We start from the raw sequence: 18,945 nt of genomic DNA, 5'->3' as shown, positions 1-18,945 counted from the left end.
GGTTTCTCCGGCTGTCGCGCGCACGGCCCCGATGGCGGTGCTGGGGAGACAGCTTGGGGCCGCCAGGCCTCGGGTCAAGCCTCAGCGCGGCTTCTCGAAGACCACCACGGCCTCAAGCTGTGCCGACCACAGGAACTGGTCGATCGGCGTAGCCTTCGCCACGCGCCACCCGGCGGCCTGCAACAGCTTCCCGTCGCGGGTCAGCGCCGCGGGATTGCAGGACACGTAGATGATCCGCTGCAGGTTGCTGCGGGCCAGTGCCGGCATCTGGTCGGCGGCGCCGCCGAAGGGCGGGTCCAGCACCAGTGCCGCGAACGCCTCCAGCTCCTTGGCCGAGAGCGGCTGCCGCGCCAGGTCTCGTCGGATGGCGGCGATTCGGCCGCCGACCCTGCGCGCCGCCACGTCCAGCGCCGTCACAGCCTCCGATGCGCTCTCATAGGCGCTGACGCGGGCGCGCTGCGCCAGAGGGAAGGACAGTGTGCCCAATCCCGCATGCAACTCGGCGATCCGGGACTTGGCGGTCAGCTTGCGCGGCAAGCCGTCCAGCACGGCGTCCACGATGGCTGCCTCCCCTTGCGGAGTGGCCTGCAGAAAAGCTCCGGGCGGGGGCGAAACATCGACACCCGCGAAGCGGATCGCGACCGGGCCGAGCTGCGCCAGGGTCTCGGTGGCCATGCCCTTGAGCGGCGCCCCCGCGATGCGCGGCAAGCCATGCGCGGCAGCAAAGGCGGCAAGCGCGGCACGATCCTGCGCATGAGGCACCCCGTCCAGCCGCAACAGCAAGTCAGGGCCGCTGTTGAGTAGGTTCAGCACCGCCGAGCCTTCCCGACGAAAGGCCTGCAGGCTGCGCAGCATCATCCGCAACGGCTCGAACAATGCCACCAGCGCAGGGTCCAGCACCAGGCAGGTGGTCAAATCCTCCACCGCGCCGCTGGCCCTGCCGTGGAAGCCCAGCACCACGCTGCCATCCGCCTGCCGCCGCAGCGCCAGATCGGCCCGGCGGCGGGTCTGGGGCGGGGTGACCCGCGGTGCCTCGACCGCCACATCGTGAAAGCCGGCGCGGAACAGCGCCTCTGCCAGCCGCGCACGCTTCCAGGCGGCATAAGATTCCAGCGCTAGATGTTGCATGGCGCAACCGCCGCAGTGTCCGAAATGCGGACAGGGCGGCTCGACACGATCGGGGGAGGGGGCAAGGACCGCCCGAAGCTGATCCTTCTCCGAAACCTCCACCGTTTCGCCAGGCAGGGCGCCAGGCACGAAGCGACGCTCACAGGTCACCACGCCATCGCCGGACGCGCCCAGGGCGTCGATCACCACTTGCACCGGACCATCCCCCTAGAACGAGAACAAGGGGGCATTGCCCCCTTGCACCTCTGCCAGGAACCCCAGGTTCCCGGATATCCCACCGCTTTACCCGAAGGCGTTCAGGCCCGTCTGGGCACGGCCCAGGATCAGCGCGTGAACGTCATGCGTGCCCTCATAGGTGTTCACCGCCTCGAGGTTCATGACATGGCGGATCACATGATACTCGTCGGCGATGCCGTTGCCGCCATGCATGTCACGCGACACCCGGGCGATGTCGAGCGCCTTGCCGCAACTGTTGCGCTTGCAGAGCGAGATCATCTCCGGCGCCACGCGGTGCTCGTCGAACAGCCGGCCAAGGCGCAGCACGGAATGCAATCCCAGCGTGATCTCGGTCTGCATGTCGGCCAGCTTCTTCTGGATCAACTGCGTCGCGGCCAGCGGGCGGCCGAACATCTTCCGCTCCATGGTGTAGCTGCGGGCAGCGTGCCAGCAGAACTCGGCGGCGCCCAGCGCACCCCACGCGATGCCGTAGCGGGCGCGGTTGAGGCAGGAGAACGGACCCTTCAGCCCCTTCACGTCGAGCTTGTTCTCCTCCGGGCAGAACACCTCCTCCATCATGATCATGCCGGTGGTGGAGGCGCGGAGGGAGAACTTGCCTTCGATCTTCGGCGCGGTGAGGCCTTTGGCGCCCTTTTCCAGCACGAAGCCCCGCACATCGCCGGCCTCGTCCTTGGCCCAGACCACGAAGATGTCGGCGATGGGGGAGTTGGTGATCCAGGTCTTGGAACCGGACAGCAGGTAGCCGCCATCGACCTTCTTGGCGCGGGTGCGCATGGAGCCCGGGTCGGAGCCCGCATCCGGCTCGGTCAGGCCGAAGCAGCCGACCAGCTCGCCCTTCTGCATGCCGGGAAGCACGCGGTCCTTCAACGCATCCGTGCCATAGGCCCAGATCGGGAACATCGCCAGGGAGGACTGCACGGAAAAGGCTGAGCGGTAGCCGCTGTCCACCCGCTCCACCTCACGAGCGATCAGCCCATAGGAGACGTAGTTGACGCCGGCGCAGCCATGGCTGTCGAGCGTGGCGCCCAGGAAGCCCATCTCGCCGAACTCGTTCATGATCTCGCGGTGGAAGACCTCGTGCCGGTTGGCTTCCAGCACGCGCGGGAACAGCTTCTCCTGGCAGTAATCGCGGGCCGCGTCGCGGATCATCCGCTCTTCTTCGGAAAGCTGGTCCTCCAGCAGCAGCGCGTCATCCCAGACGAAGCTGGGGCGGGCAGTCTGGCTCATGACGTTCATCGGGCGTTCCCTTCTCGAAGGCTTCTGATCCGGCCGGGAGATTGGCGCGGGCAAGGGCGCGCGGCAACCACTCCGCAGGCCGCTGCCAGTGCCGGTGCCGCGTCCCACGCCCCTCCAAGGGGCGCCGGTTGCGGTTGCGCTGCTCAGCTGTTGTCGTCGCCCTCATCGTCCGGCCGGCCGGGTGCCGGTGCCGCTTCCGCTATCGGCTCGGCAGGGTCGCGCCGGGGACGGGGGATCGGGATCAGCATGAAGGCCGGAACCGAGTCCCCGAAGCCGAGCACGGCAGGGCCCAGATCATCCCGCCCGCCATCGCGGCGATCCCGGCGGCGGGTGTCGTCACGGCGGCTCTCCTCGCGGCGGCCCTCATCACGGCGGCTCTCCTCCCGGCGGGGCGGGCGGCGCCGGTCATCCGGCCGGCGGGATTCATGATGGCGATCATCCCGCGGCGCGGCCAGCGGCGCCTCGTCGACAACACTCTCCGCTTCGCCCCGGCTCTCCGTGGGACGCGGTGCCTCGTCTCGCTGGCGGCGATTGCCGCGGCGCTCGACCTCGCGTTCCTCGCGGCGGCCTTTCGGCTTGTCCTTGGCGCTGCTGCGGCCGCGGCCACGGCCACCCTTTGGCGCGGCGGCCGCTTCCTCAAGCTCCTCGGCCGAGACAGGGTCGATGCCAGGGATTTCGATGCGCGGAATGGGCTTTCCAGTCAGCGCCTCGATGGCCCCTACCAGCTTCACGTCGTCCGCCGTGGCCAGGGTGAAGGCATTGCCTTCGCGCCCGGCCCGGCCGGTGCGGCCGATGCGGTGGACATAGTCCTCGTCCCGGAAGGGCACGTCGAAGTTGAAGACGTGGCTGAGCCCACCGATGTCGATGCCGCGTGCCGCCACGTCCGAGCAGACCAGCAACTGCAGCTCGCCAGCCTTGAACTTCTCCAGAGTCGCGAAGCGGACCGATTGCGGCAGGTCGCCATGCAGCGCACCGGCGGCGAAGCCGTGCTTGGTCAAGCTCTTATGGAGGATGTCCACGTCACGCTTGCGGTTGCAGAAGATCAGCGCGTTCTGCACCTCCTGCGACCGGATCAGCTTGCGCAGCGCGCGGCGCTTATCCGCGGGTTGCACAAAGGTGACGCCGGCGGTGATGGTGGTCGCCACGGAGGCGGGCGCGGAAACGGTGATCTGTTTCGGGTTCTGCAGGAAGGCATCGGCCAGCTTGCGGATCTCCGGCGCCATGGTGGCGGAGAAGAACAGCGTCTGGCGCAGTGGCGGCAGCATGGAAACGATGCGCTCGACATCGGGGATGAAACCCATGTCCAGCATGCGGTCAGCCTCGTCGATCACCAGCACCTTGCAATCGGCCAGCATGACGCGGCCGCGCTCGAACAGGTCCAGCAGCCGGCCCGGCGTCGCGATCAGCACGTCGACGCCCTTGTCCAGGGCGTCGCGCTGGTCATTCATGCTTTCGCCGCCGATCAGCAGGGCATGGTTCAGCTTCATGTGCTGGCCATACTTCACGAAGTTCTCGGCCACCTGCAGCGCGAGTTCCCGCGTCGGTTCCAGGATCAGCGAGCGCGGCATCCGGGCCTTGGCGCGGGAGCCGGCCAGGATGTCCATCATCGGCAACACAAAGGAGGCCGTCTTGCCCGTACCGGTCTGGGCGCAGCCCAGCACGTCCCGCCCCATCAGGACGACCGGAATGGCCTGCTCCTGGATCGGGGTCGGGTGGATGTAGCCGGTGTCGGCGACACCGCGCAGCAGAGCCTCGGACAGCCCCAGATCGGCGAACACGGCGCGCGGTGCGGGTTCCTCGGCCGGTTCGGGCACAGCGTCCGGCAACGCGGCGCCCTGCTCCGGCGTGGCGTCCGGATTGCCCGCGGTAATGGAAAGATCGGTTTCGGCCGCTGTGGTGGCGGTCGCTTCAAAGGGGTCGCTCAAGGGCAATCGGTTCCTGCGCCGGCCTGCGGCGAGATGTGTGCCGGCCGGGCACGCGAAATCCACGCGCCCTCAAAGCCGGCGTCCGTGCGGGGGATATGCGCCGGAAGCGCCGGATTGGCAAGGTTTTCGACGGCTTGCCGCGGGCAATCGCTGCGCGTAACGCTGCAGGTCATGCCTGCCATACAGAATCTGCTGCTGCTGCCGGGGCTGCTTTGCGATGCCCGCCTCTGGCGCGACACCCTGGCGTTGTTGGACGGAACCGTCGCACCGCACATCGCCGACCTGACACTGGACGACACCGTGCACGCGATGGCGCGCCGCGCGCTGCAGGAAGCGCCGGATCGCTTCGCCCTCGCCGGCCTGTCCATGGGCGGCTATGTGGCGCTGGAGGTGATGCGCCAGGCCCCGGAGCGGGTGACCCACCTGGCGCTTTTCGACACCTCGGCCCGCCCCGACAACGAGGACACCGCGCGCCGACGTCGCGGGCTGATGGCGCTGAGCCGACGCGGGCAGTTCAAGGGTGTCACGCCACGCCTGTTGCCCAGCCTGCTGCACCCTGATGCGGTGGACGGGCCCTTGAGCGACGAGGTGCGCGCCATGGCCGACCGGGTCGGGCATGAGGCTTTCCTGCGGCAGCAGCTTGCCATCCTGCAGCGACCCGATTCGCGGCCGATCCTGCCGGGTATCCGGCAGCCGGCACTGGTGGCGGTGGGGGAGGCGGACATTCTGACCCCTCCAGACCTGGCCGAGGAGATGGCGGCGGCGCTCCCTCAGGCCACCCTGGCACGGATCCGCCTTGCCGGCCATTTGCCAACGATGGAGCAGCCAGAGATCTGCGCCGGATTGATGCGCGAATGGCTGACGCGGGAGTCGGTCTGACCCCGGTTCTCGCGTCAATGGTTAAGGGATCCTTAAAGACGTCAACGGTTCGGTAAGATTCGCCAACCTATGATGGCGTCATGCCTCCGCATTCCTCCCGACGCGTGCTGCTGGCCGCTCTGGCTTCCGCGCCGGCCTTTCTGGCCGGGCCTTGGGCCCATGCGGTGCCGCGGCCAGGCGCCGAGCCGTCACCCGGAATGCTGGAAGACTGGCGGACCTTTCGACGCAGCTTTCTGCGCCCGGACGGACGAGTGGTTGATACCGGCAATCAAGGTGTCTCGCATTCCGAAGGGCAGGGCTGGGCCATGTTCGCCGCCGAGCGCTGTGGCGACCGGAATGCCTTTGACCTGATCTGGAGCTGGACCAGCCTGGTGCTGGCTCGTCCTTCTGACCGACTGCTGGCCTGGCGCTACGTGCCCGGCAGCGGCAACCCGGTTCCCGACTCGAACAATGCCAGCGACGGCGACCTGTTCGCCGCGGCCGCCCTGTTGCTGGCCGCCGAGCGCTGGCGGCATCCGCCTTACGCCGAGGCCGGCGTGGCGATCGCCGCTGATGTGCTGCGACTCTTGCTCCGCCGTGTCGCGGGCAAGGTGGTGCTGCTGCCGGGTGCGCGTGGCTTCGAGGAAACGGCCTCGGTGACGCTGAACCCGTCCTACTACGCATTTCCTGCTCTGCCTGTGCTGGCACGAGCGGTTCCCGATCCCGTTTGGGGCGAGCTGGCGGATGACGGCGTGGAGTTGTTGCGGCAGGCCCGATTCGGGGCATGGGGCCTGCCACCAGACTGGCTGTCGCTGCGGCGGCAGGACGGATCTCTCTCGCTCGCCGAAGGGTGGCCTGCCCGTTTCTCCTACGACGCCGTACGCGTGCCGCTTTACCTCGCCTGGGCCGGGCTGGACGGCGAGCCGGTGGTGAGGGCCGCCTCGGGTTTCTGGCAAAGAGCACGGCCTGTGCCGGCCTGGACGGATCTGCGCACCAACCAGCTGGCACCTTATCCGGCATCCGAAGGGGTGCAGAAGCTAGCCGGATGGATCAGCGGCCGCGGCGTTGTCTCATCAGGTGGGACGGATGACTACTATTCATCAGTCCTAAAACTATTGACGAGCTGCGCGGCTTTCTCGCTGAAGTAGAAAAATAGATTGAATGCTTTTGCCATTAACTAAATCTTTTGGTTTCACGCTTGTTTGAGCTACGGCATCTTGGATGAGCAGGTCGGGACAACGGAACGGATGGTCCAGCATCATGACGTCGATCGAGTAGCTGCCGCGCTGCAGATGCAGGGCGTCCGCTACCACAGCTTCGGCAACAAGCCGGTCAGGGGCAGCGGTCGATTGCTCGATGCCGGGCAGGATCTTGGATCGGAAACCGAGGCTCCGGCACCGGCCGAAGCTCTGTTGCCAGCCGAGAGCCGGTCGACTCCGGCACATGTCCCTTCCTTGCCCGCCCCTGGTCCAGTGATGTCGCCGCCGTCATCATCGCCTCCTTCGCCGGGCCAGACTCCGCTCCTTCCCGGAACCGCCACGGATGCGGCGCAGCCGCTGGAATGGCCGCACTGGCCTGCGGCTCACGCCATCGCATCATCATCCCGGCCTGCCGCTCCGTTTCAGGGCGTGCAACCTGGGAGCGCCGCGTCGTCCCCGCCCTCCACCCAACTGGCTGGAACTCTGGCAAGCGCCTTCACCGCCGCGCCGGTACCCCAGCCCCTGTCCGGGGCTATGGCTTCAATGACGGAGAGGCGGCCGGAGCTTGCGCCACCGGTTGTGCCGCAGCCGGCCTGGAGCCTGTCGCAGCCGGTGGCGTCCCGGCCCCCGGGCGCAGCAACCGGGGCGGCCGAGGCGCTGCTGGCGCGTCTTGGGGCCGGAGCCCATGCGCCGCCGCCGAGTCGCAGCCTGCTGGCGCAGCTGGATGATCTGCCGGCCTCCGTCAGGGCGCCGGAAGCAGCGCCTATGCTGGCCGCCTTTGCAGACCGCGATGCACCGCTGGCCGATGTGCTGCGCGACATCGGCGCCCCGCCACCGCCGCCTGCAGCGCGCCCCGCACCGGGTGCCGATCTGCTGCGCGCCCTTCGCCTGAACGGTCGAGACTGAGGAAGCCGGGCCATGCCACTGATCATCCTCGCATCACCCAAGGGCGGCGTGGGCAAGACCACCCTGACTGCCAACCTGGCGGAGCAACTCCGCCGGCAAGGACGCGACGTGCTGTTGGTCGACCTGGACCCGCAGAACGCCTTGCGGCTGCATTTCGGCGTGCCGATCCAGGACGGATCCGGCTTCATGGCCGAGCGCCAGCACCGGCCCGATTGGCGCCAGCACCTGCGGCGTACGGCGAGCGGCGTGCTGTTGTTGCCGCATGGCGCCATGGAACTGCGCGCCGCGCTGGACCTGGCCATCGCCCTGGATCGTGACCCCGCCCTCCTCGCCACCCCGCTGCGCGAGATGCTGGCCGATCCCGGCCTGCTGGTGCTGGCCGACCTGCCTCCCGGTCCCTCCCAGGTGCTGCAGGTCGCAGCGCCGCTCGCCTCCGTCATCGTCACCGTCCTGCAGAGCGAGGCAATCAGCGCGGCCATGCTTGGCGAGGTGGAAAGCGGGCGCTTCCTGGGTGGCGGCACGCTTGGCGCACTCTCGGCCAGCCGGCTGCACTACGTGCTGAACAGCGTTGATTTCGGATCGCCCCTGTCGCGGGCCTCGGCAGAGGCGGTGGCGCGGCATCTGGGACCGAAGCTGCTGGGCGCCGTGTCGCGGGACGAGGCGCTGGGCGAGGCGCTGGCGCATCAGCGACCGCTGCTGGATCTCAGCCCGGCCGGCGCCGCCGCGCAGGATCTGCGGCAGATCGCGGCGGGTTTGGATGCGCTGGTGCCGGCTTCGCCCTCGTTCCCGGCGCCACAGCCGGTTCCTGCGCCGGTGGCGCACGCCTTTCATCCTCCTGCCACGCCCCCCCTCCCGGCGGCGGCCTACCCGCTCCGCCGGGCCTGGTGAGACAAGCCATGCGCATCTCCCTCCGATCGCTCTTCCGCATGAAGCTCACGGTGCTGGCGCTCGCCCTCCTGGGCGGGCTGCTGGGCATGACCTTTATCGTCGCGCCGCTGGGCGCGGAGGAGCAGGCCTGGCTGGCGCTGGGTGGCTTCCTGGTGTTCCTGATGGTCAGCCGGGTGCCGGGCCGGGGAGCGATGTTCTTCCTGGTGATGCTCTCGGTCCTGATCTCGTCCCGCTACGTTTATTGGCGGCTGACCGAGACGCTCGACTACTCGGGCTATTTCTCGACGTTCTTCGGCACCGGGCTGCTGCTGGCCGAGATGTATGCCGTGATCGCGCTGATGCTGTCCTACTTCCAGCAGCTCTGGCCGCTCGATCGGAAGCCGGTGCCGCTTCCGGCCGATCCGGAGGATTGGCCGACCGTCGACGTGTTCATCCCGAGCTACAACGAGCCGCTGGAGGTCGTGAAGCCCGCTGTCTATGGCGCCATGTCGATGGACTGGCCGGCGCACAAGATGAACGTCTATGTGCTGGATGACGGCCGCCGCCCGGAATTCCGCGAGTTCTGCGAGGAAGCCGGCGTCGGCTACATGATCCGCCCCGACAACAAGGGCGCCAAGGCCGGCAACATCAACCACGCCACCGGCAAGACGAGCGGCGAATACATCGTCATCTTCGACTGCGACCACGTGGCGACCCGCGCCTTCCTGCAGATGACCATCGGCTGGATGATGCGCGACCGCGGCATCGGCATGCTGCAGACGCCGCACCATTTCTACTCGCCCGATCCGTTCGAGCGGAACCTGGCGTCCGGCAAGAACGTGCCGAATGAAGGGTTGCTGTTCTACGGCCTGGTGCAGCAGGGCAACGATCTGTGGAACGCCACCTTCTTCTGCGGCTCCTGCGCGGTGCTGCGGCGGACGGCGCTGCTGCAGGTGGGCGGCGTGCCGCATGACACCGTCACCGAGGATTGCCACTGCTCGCTGAAGATGCAGCGCCTTGGCTGGCGCACCGCCTATCTGCGCGTGCCGCTGGCCGCCGGCCTGGCGACGGACCGGCTGATCTCGCATATCGGTCAGCGCATGCGCTGGGCGCGCGGCATGGTGCAGATCTTCCGCATCGAGAACCCGCTGATGGGACCGGGGCTGAAGCTGCACCAGCGGCTGTGCTACCTGAACGCCCAGTGGCACTTCCTGTTCCCGCTGCCGCGCTTCGTCTTCCTGACCGCGCCGCTGGCCTTCCTGCTGTTCGGGCAGAACCTGATCGCCGCCTCGCCTTTGGCCATCCTGGCCTATGCCGGGCCGCACATCGTGCACTCGATCGGCACCAATAGTCGGCTGCAGGGCAAGGTCCGCCACAGCTTCTGGTCCGAGATCTACGAGACGGTGCTGACGCTGTATCTGCTGCCGGTGGTGCTGGCGACGCTGTTCGATCCGCGTAAGGGCAAGTTCAACGTTACCGACAAGGGCGGCATCCTGGCCGAAGGCTATTTCGACTTCCGCGCCGTGTCGGCCAACTTCGCCCTGTTCGTGGTGCTGCTGATCGGGCTGGGCTCGGGCACCTACGGCATGCTGACCAATCCCTGGGGCAGCCTGGAGTTCCAGGCCAATGCGCTGAACTCCTTCTGGGTCGCGCTTTCGCTGGCCATTGTCATGGCCGGTCTGGCCGTCGGGCGCGAACGGCGCCAGGTGCGCGAGCGGCACCGCGTGAAGGCGGCATTGCCAGTGACCGTGCTGCTGACCGACGGCACGCGGCTCGAAGGCCGAAGTCAGGATGTGTCGCTCGGCGGCGCGGCCGTGCATCTGACCGCCGCCGCCAGCCTCGCCACGGCGGAGCGCGCGGCGATGGAGTTCGACCTCGGGCATGAGCGGATCTCACTGCCCTGTCAGGTGATGCGCGGGGAGGGCGAGCGGCTGCAGGTGCGCTTCACGCCCGAGACGATGATGGATGAAGGCAACATCGTGCGGGTCGTGCTCGGCCGCGCCGATGCCTGGATCGACTGGGACCACGTGCGGCCGGATCGTCCGCTGCGCGCCCTGATGGAGGTGTTCGTGAGTATCGGCGGCCTGTTCCGTGGCGACAGCCAGCTCTCCCTTCGCGGTCGTCGGGAGCGCAAAATGCGCGCCCGCGCCGCTGCAGCCGCCGCCGCGCGCGCCGCGGCCGATTCCATCCCGAAGCCATTGCCGGTGGGCGGCAAGGCGCGGCGGATGACCGGGCTGCTGCTGATCGCCGGCTCGGGCCTGGCGCTGGCCGGTCCTGCGGTGGCCGCGCAGCCTGCCCCTGGCGGCCTGTCCGCTCCCCAGGGTGCTGCGCCCGTGATGCCGGGCACCCCCGGAACAGGCGCGGATCCCTTCGCGTCCGCCGCCCCGTCCTTCGGGGCCGAGGCGGCCCCTGCCTCGGCCACGGCCCGGACCGAGAGCCGCACGCTGCGCCAGCTCGGCCTCACGGGGCCGATGCAGATGCGGGGGACCTCGGACCTGCAGGGCCTGCTCTTCGGCATCCGTGCCGATGAGGTGGTGACCGGCGCCAAGCTGGTGATCCAGGGCGCCAGCAGCCCGGCCCTGATCCCGGATCTGAGCCAGATCGCCATCACACTGAACGAGCAATTCGTCGGGGCCATCACGCCAGACCGCACGCGGCCGAATTTCGGCCCCATCGAGTTCCCCATCAATCCGGTCTACTTCGCCGACGCCAACCGGCTGAATGTGCGCTTCACCGGGCGCTACACGCAGGAATGCAACGACCCGATGTCGGGGTTGCTGTGGGCCAACATTTCCGATCTCTCCACCGTGCAGCTGACAGTGGAGCGGCTGCCGCTCCCCCGTGATCTGGCGCGCCTGCCGGAGCCGTTCTTCGACCAGCGCCTGCGCAACGAGGCGCTGACGCTGCCCGTGGTGATGCCGGAAAATGCCGGCAATGACCTTTTGCGCGCCGCCGGCATTGCTTCTTCCTGGTTCGCGGTTCAGGCCGATTACCGCGGCGCCAGCTTCCCCGTCAGCACCGCCGTGCCGCCGCGCGGCAATGCCATGGTGGTGGTGGCCGGCAATGAAAGCGTGCCCGGCCTCGCCATGCCGCGCATGGAAGGGCCGACGCTCGCGGTGGTGCCGAACCCGGCCGATCCCGAGGCGCTGCTGCTGGTGGTCGGCGGCCGCACGGGGGCGGAGGCCGCCAGCGCCGCCCAGGCGCTCACCGCCGGCCGGCAGGCGCTGTCGGGTGAGATCGCCCTGGTGCAGGCGCCGGAACTGGCGGCCCGTGTGCCCTACGACGCGCCCAGGTGGATCCGGTCCGACCGTCCGGTCAAGTTCGGCGAGCTGGTCGATCCGTCGGAGCTGCAGAGCTACGGCTACGCGCCCGGTCCCATTTCGATCCCGTTCCGCACCGCGCCAGACCTCTACACCTGGCGCGACCGCTCGCTGCCAGTGGATGTGAAGTTCCGTGCGCCGCCGGGCCCGATCGCCGACGTGGCCGTGTCTCGCGTCGACGCCACGCTGAACGGCAACTACCTCAGCTCCTTCCCGCTGCGCGCAGCCGAGCCGACGTGGCCCTGGAACTGGGTGGCGCGGAACACCGGCCTTGGTGCCACCCCTGAGGTGCAAGAGGATGGCGTCTCGCTGCCGCCCTACCTCATCTTCGGCCAGAACGACCTGGGGCTGCGCTTCGACATGCGGCCGCTGAACCGCGGGGACTGCATCGCCATCCCCGGCGACGTGCGCGCTTCCATCGACCCCGACAGCACCATCGACCTGTCGCGCGGCTACCGCTTCGGCGAGTTGCCGAACCTCGCCTGGTTCGTGGGCTCGGGCTTTCCCTTCACCAAGATGGCGGATTTCTCCGCCACCGCCGCCGTGCTGCCCGACCGGCCCAACACGCTCGAGGTGTCGAGCTACCTGACCCTGCTGGGCCGGCTGGCCGCCAATGTCGGCCACGCCGCGACCGGGATCCAGGTGGTGCGGGCCGCCGCAGTGGAGCAGGTGGCGGACAAGGAGCTGCTGGTGATCGGCGCGCTGGGGCGCCAGCCGGCGCTGGCCGCGCTGATGGGCCAGGCGGGCTCGCTGCGCATCGACGGCAACCGCGTCAGTGTGGCGCTGCCCGACGCGCTGGAGAATTTCCGTAATCTGTTCCTCAGCGATGACCGCCGGCTGGACCGCCAGCGGCTGGAGGCGCTGCTGGGCGCCCCTGGCGAGGGCACCGGCATGCTGGCGGGCTTCGAGAGCCCGCTGAAATCGGGCCGCTCGGTGCTCGCGCTCTCCGGCACCAATCCGCAAGGCATGGAGGCCATGCTGAACGCGCTGCGCGACCGCGACCTGATCCCGCGCATCCAGGGCGACCTTGCGCTGCTCTCCGGCGGGCGGATCGACAGCTTCAAGGTCAGCCACAACTACACCACCGGCAGCCTGCCGCTGCACCTTTGGCCGCAATACTGGTTCGGCAAGCGCCCCGACATGCTGCTGCTGCTGGCAATGCTGGCCGCGCTCTGCGTCGCCACCCCCACCTACTGGCTGCTGCGGCGCCGCGCCGCGCTGCGCCTGAGGACCCGGACGCAATGACCTCCATCCGCAACCGGCTGCTGGCCGGCGCCGTTCCCGCCGCCCTGCTGCTCGCCGGCCCTGCCCTGGCCCAGGGCAGCGGGCAAAGCGGGGGCGCCGTGGCGGTGCTGCTGCAGCAGGCCGAGTACTGGCGCGGTCAGAACCGCCCGGATCGCGCGTTGCAGACGCTGGAGCGCGTGCTGGCCGTTGATCCCAACAACGTGGACGCGCTGGCCGCTGCCGCCGCGGCCGAGGCCGAGGCCGGCAACCGATCCGCCGCCGACGGTTATCTGTCGCGGATGCGGCAGGTGGCGCCGGCCGATCCTCGGGTGGGCACAGCGTCCCGCTCCGTGCGCGGCGCCAGCGCCGATCCGGCCGCCATCGCCGAGGCACGGCGCCTTGCCCAAGGCGGTCAGCAGGGCGAGGCGGTGGCGCGCTACCGTCAGATCTTCGGTGGCAACACTCCGCCCGATGCTTATGCGATCGAATATTACCAGACGCTCGCCGGCACGCAGCAGGGCTATGGCGAGGCGCGCGATGCCATGGAGCGGCTGGTGGAGCGCAATCCGGGCAACCGGCGGCTGGCGCTCGCCTATGCGCAGATCCTCACCTACCGGGAAGGGTCGCGCGCCGAGGGCGTGCGGCGGCTGGAAGGCCTGTCGCAGCAAGGGGAGACCGCAACCGCCGCCCGCGCCGCGCTGCGCGACGCGCTGCTTTGGGAAGGCACCGATCCCGCCGCGGCGCCGGCCATCGAGAGTTACCTTCAGCGCAATCCCAACGACCCCGCCCTGACCCAGCGGCTGGAGGAGATCCGCAACCCGCCACGCGGGCCGGAGGATGCCCTGGGCACCGCCCGCCTTCGCGGGTTCGAGGCGCTGAACGCCGGACGCCTGGCTGAGGCGGCCCAGCAGTTCGAAGCTGTCCTCGCGCAGCGGCCTGAAGATTCCGACGCCAAGGGTGGATTGGGCGTCACCCGGCTGAGGCAAGGGCGCAACGCCGATGCCCGCCGGCTCCTGACCGAGGCGATCGCGGCGGACCCGAGGGAAGGGCGACGTAAGTGGGGACAGGCGCTCGACGGCGCCAGCTACACCAGCGAAGTCACGCAGGCGCGCAACCTGATCCAGCGCGGGCAGGAGGACCAGGCCGAAACGCTGCTGCGCCGCGCCGCACAGCGCGAGGGCGGCGAGCGGGCGGATGCGGAGGCCCTGCTGGGTGATCTGGCACTGCGGCGGGGCGACCCTGCCGGGGCCGAGCAACGCTACCGGGCCGCCTTGTCGCGCCGCCCGGATCTGGCACCCGCCTTGGCTGGCCTTTACGACGCTCTGCAGCAACAGGGCCGCTTCGCGGAGGCCGAGCAGATGGCGGCCCGGCGCGGCGGCAGTTTCGCCGCCACGGTCGGCGCCCGCCGTGCCGAGTCGCTGCGGGCCGAGGCCGGTCGTGCCACCGACCCGCAATCCGCCCTTGCGCTGCTGCGGGCCGCCCAGGCGGCCGACGAGGCCAATCCCTGGGTGCGGCTCGACCTCGCGCGGGCCCTTGTGCGGCAGGGTCAGGCAGATGAGGCGAACGCGCTGATGGCCGGGCTATCGGCCAGTTCCTCGCCAGAGGCGGTGCATGCCGCGGCGCTGTTCGCCACCGAGCAGGGCCAGACCCGTCAGGCCGCTGCCCTGATCGAGCGCATCCCGGCCCGGCTGCGCAGCGCCGACCAGACCCGGCTGCTGCGCCAGGCGCAGATCCAGGCGCAGGTCGCCACCGCCGCCGAGCCCGCCGCCTATGGCCGACGCGACGAGGCGCGGCGCCGCCTGCTGGCCCTGGCGGCCCGTCCCGACCCGACGGGCGAGACGCCGGGCCTGGTGGTACGCGCCCTGACCGACATGGGCGATCCACAGGGCGCCATGGAAGCGGCCCGCGTGGGGCTTGCCGCCAACCGCAGCGCACCGCCGGCGGGGCGCATCGCCCTTGCCAACGCGCTGCTGGCCGGTGGGTTGGAGCAGGAGGCGGCGCTGGTCGCCAGCCAGATCGGCGGTGATGCCCGGCTTTCCGCCGATGAGCAGAGGCAGCTTGCCTCGCTGCGAGCAGGTTCCGCGATCCGTGCGAGCGACCGGCTGAACGAGGCGGGGGATCAGGCCGCCGCCTACGACCGACTGGCCCCCGCTCTGGCGCAGGACCCGCAGAACCCGGACGCCAATCTGGCGCTCGCGCGGCTCTACCAGGGCGCGCGCGATCCGCGGCAGGCCCAGCGCATCGCCGAAGCGGTGCTGGCGCGCGATCCCCGCAACATCGATGCCCGGGTGGGTGCCGCGGATGCCGCCCTGGCGGCCGGCCAGGCACGCCGGGCCGAAGCGCTGCTGGCCGAGGGCCGGGGCTTTGCTCCCAACGATCCCCGCTTTTCGCTGCTGGAGGCGCGGATCGCCCGTGCCGGCGGTGATGGCCGGCGGGCCCGCCGGGCGCTGCTGCTGGCGGCCGAGCAGCGGCGTGGACAGTTGGGCGGCAGCGGCACCGGCTTCGCATCCGGCACCACCGCCTTCCCGCAGCAGGCCGCTGGCACCGAGCCGCCGGCGGCGGGACAGGGCGGTAACCCGTTCCGCCGGGTTTCTCTGGCGGCCAGCGGCATGCCGGCCGCGTCGGGCCCTCAGCCCTTCGGCAGCGGCGCGACGCTGATGCCGGCCGATCCCATGCTGAGCGAGATCAACCGAGAACTGGCAGCGGTTCAGGATGAGGTGGCGCCGCGCATTGTTGCCGACGCGAATTTCCGCACCCGTTCCGGCGATGCCGGACTTGACCAGCTCACCGAGTTCGGGGCGGGGGCTGAGGTGTCCGCTGCCATGCCCGGCGTCGGTGGGCGGATCAGCGTGCGGGCCCAGGCTGTCAGCCTCGATGGCGGCAGCATGGCGCAGGAGACCGGCACGCTGCGCCGCTTCGGCAGCAATGCGCTGGTGCTCCCCGGGGCCACCACGGCCACCTTGCCCTCCGAGGCTGCGCTGCTTGCCCCGGCCGACAGCTCCGCGGCGGGCATGGCCTTCGGATTGGGCTATGCGCGCGGCATCTTCTCGGCCGATATCGGCAGCACGCCGGTCGGCTTCCGCCGCCAGAACCTGGTGGGCGGCCTGGAGGCGGCGCCGGCGCTCGGTGGCGGCGGGCTGCGCCTGCGCCTGACCGCCGAGCGCCGCGCGATGACCGACACGCTGCTCTCCTGGGCGGGCATGAAGGATGCGCGCACGGGCGAGGTCTGGGGTGGCGTGGTCCGCAACACCGCGCGCGGCCAGTTCGAGTTCGGCACCGGCAACACCAACTTCTACGTTGGTGGCGGGTACTCGGCTCTGGAAGGCGATGGCGTCGTCGACAACAACCGCATCGAGGCCGGAGCCGGCATCAGCCACGCCCTGTTCCGCCGCGACGATGAGGAGCTGGTGACGGGGTTGGACCTGCTCTACCAGAGCTATGACAAGAACCTACGGCTCTTCACCCTGGGCCATGGCGGCTATTACAGCCCGCAATCCTATGTCGGTGCGACCATCCCGCTGGATTACCGTGCCCGCAGCGGCCCCTTCGCCTATCGCATCGGGGGCACGGTGGGCATCGCCTCCTGGCGCGAGGATCGGGCGCCCTACTTCCCGGGGGATGCGACGGCGCAAGCGGTCTTGGAAGGCCGTGCTGCCGGCGACCCCACCATCGCCGCCTTCTACCCCGGCCAGTCGCAGACCGGCTTCACCGGCGGGCTGCGCGGCGATCTGGAATACCAGGTGACGCCGGTGCTGCGCCTCGGCGCCGCGCTGCGTTACGACAAGTCCGCCGACTGGAGCGAGGCGCGAGGCCTGCTCTACGCCCGCTACCGGCTGGAGGATTGATGGCAGGCACACAGCAGGCGGAAACCGCATGAGCACAGCGACCAGCGAAAGCTTCCATCCCGGGGTGGGGCCGGCCACCGACCCCTTTCTGGCCTACCAGTCCCGCCGGGCGGCGGGGTCCGAGTGGCGCGCCTTCCTGCTGGCGTTGCTGGAAACGCTGGACGCCAACATGGATGGAGGCGGGCGCGACGCCTTGCTGCGTACCGTCGGCGCGCGGCTCGGCGGCTCCACTCCATTGCGGCCTGCCGCCACCCTGTCGGAGTTGGAAGGACGCATGAACGAGGTCCTGGCCGGGCTGGGCTGGGGCTATCTGGCCCTGCATCTGGACGAGGCGGATCGCAGCCTCCGCCTGGTGCTCCGTGCCGCCCCCTGCCTGCCCGTGGCCGCCGACGTGGCGGGCGCCTGGCTGGGCACCGTACTGGAAGGGGTGTTCGGCGCGTGGCTCGCGGCGCAGCAGGGCGGCGATGCTGCCGCTCGGGTCTCCTTGCTGCAGACCGTGCCGGGGCTGATGGTTTTCCGCTACGGCAGCTAGGCGGCGTCCCGCTTCCGGCTTGCCGGCTCCGCCCCGGACAGCCATCCTCCCCGACCACGAAAGCGGGCAGGAGGACACGGCTGATGCGCCTGGCGGTGCTCAAGGAACGGCGTGCGGGGGAAACCCGTGTCGCGGCGACGCCGGAGACGGCGAAGAAACTGATCGCGCTGGGCACCACGGTGGCCATCGAGACCGGGGCGGGACTGGCCTCCGGCTTTCCGGACGAGGCCTATCGCGAGGCCGGGGCCGAGATCGCCCCCGATGCCGCCGCGGCCCTCGCCGGTGCGGGCATTGTGCTGAAGGTCCGCGCACCTCTCGCCGCCGGGGAAGGCGATGTTGATGAACTGGCCCAGATCCCGCGCGGCGCGCTGTTGATCGGCACGCTGGAGGCGGCAGGTGATCCGGCCCGCGCCGCCGCCTATGCTGCCGCAGGCATCCAGGCCTGCTCCATGGAACTGCTGCCCCGCATCACCCGGGCGCAGAGCATGGATGTGCTCTCCTCTCAGGCCAATCTAGCGGGCTACCGCGCCGTGGTCGAAGGGGCAGGCGCCTTCGACAAGGGCTTCCCCATGCTGATGACGGCGGCCGGCACCATCCCGGCGGCCAATGTCTTCATCATGGGCGCCGGTGTGGCGGGACTGCAGGCTATCGCCACGGCGCGGCGTCTCGGCGGGCGCGTTTCCGCCACCGACGTGCGTCCCGCAGCCAAGGAGGAGATCAAGTCCCTCGGTGCCAGTTTCGTCGGCTACGAGGACGAGGAAAGCCGGGCGGCGCAGACCGCGGGCGGCTATGCCAAGCAGCTTTCCGCCGATTTCTATGCCAAGCAGGCCGAGGTAGTGGCGGGGCATGTGGTGAAGCAGGACGTGATCGTCACCACCGCCCTGGTGCAGGGTCGCCGCGCGCCGGTCCTGCTGACGGAGGCCATGGTCGCCTCCATGAAGCCGGGCAGCGTGATCGTCGACATCGCCGCCGATGCGGGCGGCAACTGCGCCGCAACCAGGCCGGGCGAGGCCATCGTCACCGGGAACGGCGTGAAGATCCTGGGCTATGGCAACTGGCCGGGCCGGATCGCCGGTGCCGCCAGCGCGCTTTACTCCCGCAATCTGCTGACCTTTCTTTCCACCTTCTGGGACAAGGATTCGGCTGCGCCGAAGCTGCCGGAGGATGACGAGGTCGTCCGGGGCGTCACCCTGACGCGGGCGGGGGCCGTGGTTCACCCGCTGCTGGCCGACAAGCAAGCCGCCGCCTGAGGAGCATCCAAGAATGAATGCCACCGACCTCGCCAACCAGGCGAGCGCCACCGCCGACCGCGCCCTGGCACTGGCCGCCCAGGCGCGCATGATGGCCGAAGGCGCGGCACCGGCCGTGGCCAGCGTCGCGGGCCATGCTGAGCCCTTTCTGCTGCTGCTGACGATTTTTCTTCTGGCCTGCTTTGTCGGATACCACGTGGTGTGGAATGTGACGCCCGCGCTGCACTCGCCGCTGATGGGCGTCACCAACGCCATCTCCTCCGTGATCGTGGTGGGCGCCATCCTGGCCACGGGCCTCGGCGATTCCATCGCAGCCAAGGTGTTCGGCTTTCTGGCCGTGACGCTGGCCTCGGTGAACATCTTCGGCGGCTTCCTGGTGACCCGCCGGATGCTCGCCATGTTCAAGAAGAAGGGGTGA

The 18,945-nt window shown here is 69.8% G+C and carries 12 protein-coding genes; 9 read left to right on the top strand and 3 right to left on the bottom strand.

Features of this window, described 5'->3' with window-relative positions; all coding sequences use genetic code 11:
- Positions 1–81 precede the first annotated feature (81 nt).
- From ACFOD4_RS16740 to ACFOD4_RS16730, 3 genes are all read right to left on the bottom strand, one after another.
- On the bottom strand, positions 82–1,323 hold the full coding sequence (locus tag ACFOD4_RS16740; RefSeq protein WP_379598237.1) for a class I SAM-dependent RNA methyltransferase: 1,242 nt from the start codon (positions 1,321–1,323) through the stop codon (positions 82–84).
- 87 nt (positions 1,324–1,410) lie between these two features.
- Positions 1,411–2,601 carry an acyl-CoA dehydrogenase gene (locus ACFOD4_RS16735; protein ID WP_379598235.1) on the bottom strand — a complete coding sequence of 397 codons (1,191 nt, stop codon included), beginning with the start codon at positions 2,599–2,601 and terminating at the stop codon, positions 1,411–1,413.
- A gap of 143 nt (positions 2,602–2,744) precedes the next feature.
- Complete coding sequence (locus tag ACFOD4_RS16730; RefSeq protein WP_379598233.1) at positions 2,745–4,532, bottom strand: DEAD/DEAH box helicase; 1,788 nt, start codon at positions 4,530–4,532, stop codon at positions 2,745–2,747.
- A gap of 108 nt (positions 4,533–4,640) precedes the next feature.
- Between ACFOD4_RS16730 and ACFOD4_RS16725 the strand changes: the two genes are divergently transcribed.
- From ACFOD4_RS16725 to ACFOD4_RS16685, 9 genes are all read left to right on the top strand, one after another.
- On the top strand, positions 4,641–5,405 hold the full coding sequence (locus tag ACFOD4_RS16725) for an alpha/beta fold hydrolase (protein ID WP_379598231.1): 765 nt from the start codon (positions 4,641–4,643) through the stop codon (positions 5,403–5,405).
- An 80-nt stretch (positions 5,406–5,485) separates the two neighbouring features.
- Complete coding sequence (locus ACFOD4_RS16720; RefSeq protein ID WP_379598229.1) at positions 5,486–6,532, top strand: glycosyl hydrolase family 8; 1,047 nt, start codon at positions 5,486–5,488, stop codon at positions 6,530–6,532.
- Between the two features lie 594 nt (positions 6,533–7,126).
- Entirely contained in the window at positions 7,127–7,489 is a 363-nt protein-coding gene (locus ACFOD4_RS16715) for a hypothetical protein (RefSeq protein WP_379598227.1), read from the top strand.
- Positions 7,490–7,501: 12 nt separating this feature from the next.
- Entirely contained in the window at positions 7,502–8,377 is an 876-nt protein-coding gene (gene bcsQ / locus ACFOD4_RS16710; protein ID WP_379598225.1) for a cellulose biosynthesis protein BcsQ, read from the top strand.
- 8 nt (positions 8,378–8,385) lie between these two features.
- Positions 8,386–12,921: a UDP-forming cellulose synthase catalytic subunit gene (gene bcsA, locus ACFOD4_RS16705; protein WP_379598223.1), complete on the top strand. Its 4,536-nt coding sequence runs from the start codon at positions 8,386–8,388 to the stop codon at positions 12,919–12,921.
- The gene (locus tag ACFOD4_RS16700) at positions 12,918–16,745 is read left to right on the top strand and encodes a cellulose synthase subunit BcsC-related outer membrane protein (protein ID WP_379598221.1); all 3,828 of its coding nucleotides are present in this window, start codon (positions 12,918–12,920) and stop codon (positions 16,743–16,745) included. The genes bcsA and ACFOD4_RS16700 overlap by 4 nt, the downstream gene beginning before the upstream one ends.
- Positions 16,746–16,773: 28 nt before the next feature.
- Positions 16,774–17,277, top strand: coding sequence for a cellulose biosynthesis protein BcsD (gene bcsD / locus ACFOD4_RS16695; protein ID WP_379598219.1), 504 nt, complete (start codon positions 16,774–16,776; stop codon positions 17,275–17,277).
- A gap of 83 nt (positions 17,278–17,360) precedes the next feature.
- Positions 17,361–18,527: a Re/Si-specific NAD(P)(+) transhydrogenase subunit alpha gene (locus ACFOD4_RS16690; protein WP_379598217.1), complete on the top strand. Its 1,167-nt coding sequence runs from the start codon at positions 17,361–17,363 to the stop codon at positions 18,525–18,527.
- Positions 18,528–18,540: 13 nt separating this feature from the next.
- Positions 18,541–18,945 (top strand): NAD(P) transhydrogenase subunit alpha, encoded by a 405-nt coding sequence (locus ACFOD4_RS16685; RefSeq protein ID WP_379598215.1) that lies wholly within the window; start codon positions 18,541–18,543, stop codon positions 18,943–18,945.

The sequence above is a fragment of the Teichococcus globiformis genome (assembly GCF_042646265.1).
GTDB lineage: Bacteria > Pseudomonadota > Alphaproteobacteria > Acetobacterales > Acetobacteraceae > Pseudoroseomonas > Pseudoroseomonas globiformis.
Note: the sequence above shows the minus strand (reverse complement) of the source record. Positions and strands in the feature narration are given on the sequence as shown.

Coding starts and splice junctions, on each gene's coding strand:
- ACFOD4_RS16715 (WP_379598227.1), top strand. CDS start 7,127: ATGACGGAGAGGCGGCCGGAGCTTGCGCCACCGGTTGTGCCGCAGCCG.
- ACFOD4_RS16700 (WP_379598221.1), top strand. CDS start 12,918: ATGACCTCCATCCGCAACCGGCTGCTGGCCGGCGCCGTTCCCGCCGCC.
- ACFOD4_RS16720 (WP_379598229.1), top strand. CDS start 5,486: ATGCCTCCGCATTCCTCCCGACGCGTGCTGCTGGCCGCTCTGGCTTCC.
- ACFOD4_RS16690 (WP_379598217.1), top strand. CDS start 17,361: ATGCGCCTGGCGGTGCTCAAGGAACGGCGTGCGGGGGAAACCCGTGTC.
- bcsD (WP_379598219.1), top strand. CDS start 16,774: ATGAGCACAGCGACCAGCGAAAGCTTCCATCCCGGGGTGGGGCCGGCC.
- ACFOD4_RS16685 (WP_379598215.1), top strand. CDS start 18,541: ATGAATGCCACCGACCTCGCCAACCAGGCGAGCGCCACCGCCGACCGC.
- ACFOD4_RS16735 (WP_379598235.1), bottom strand. CDS start 2,601: ATGAACGTCATGAGCCAGACTGCCCGCCCCAGCTTCGTCTGGGATGAC.
- bcsA (WP_379598223.1), top strand. CDS start 8,386: ATGCGCATCTCCCTCCGATCGCTCTTCCGCATGAAGCTCACGGTGCTG.
- bcsQ (WP_379598225.1), top strand. CDS start 7,502: ATGCCACTGATCATCCTCGCATCACCCAAGGGCGGCGTGGGCAAGACC.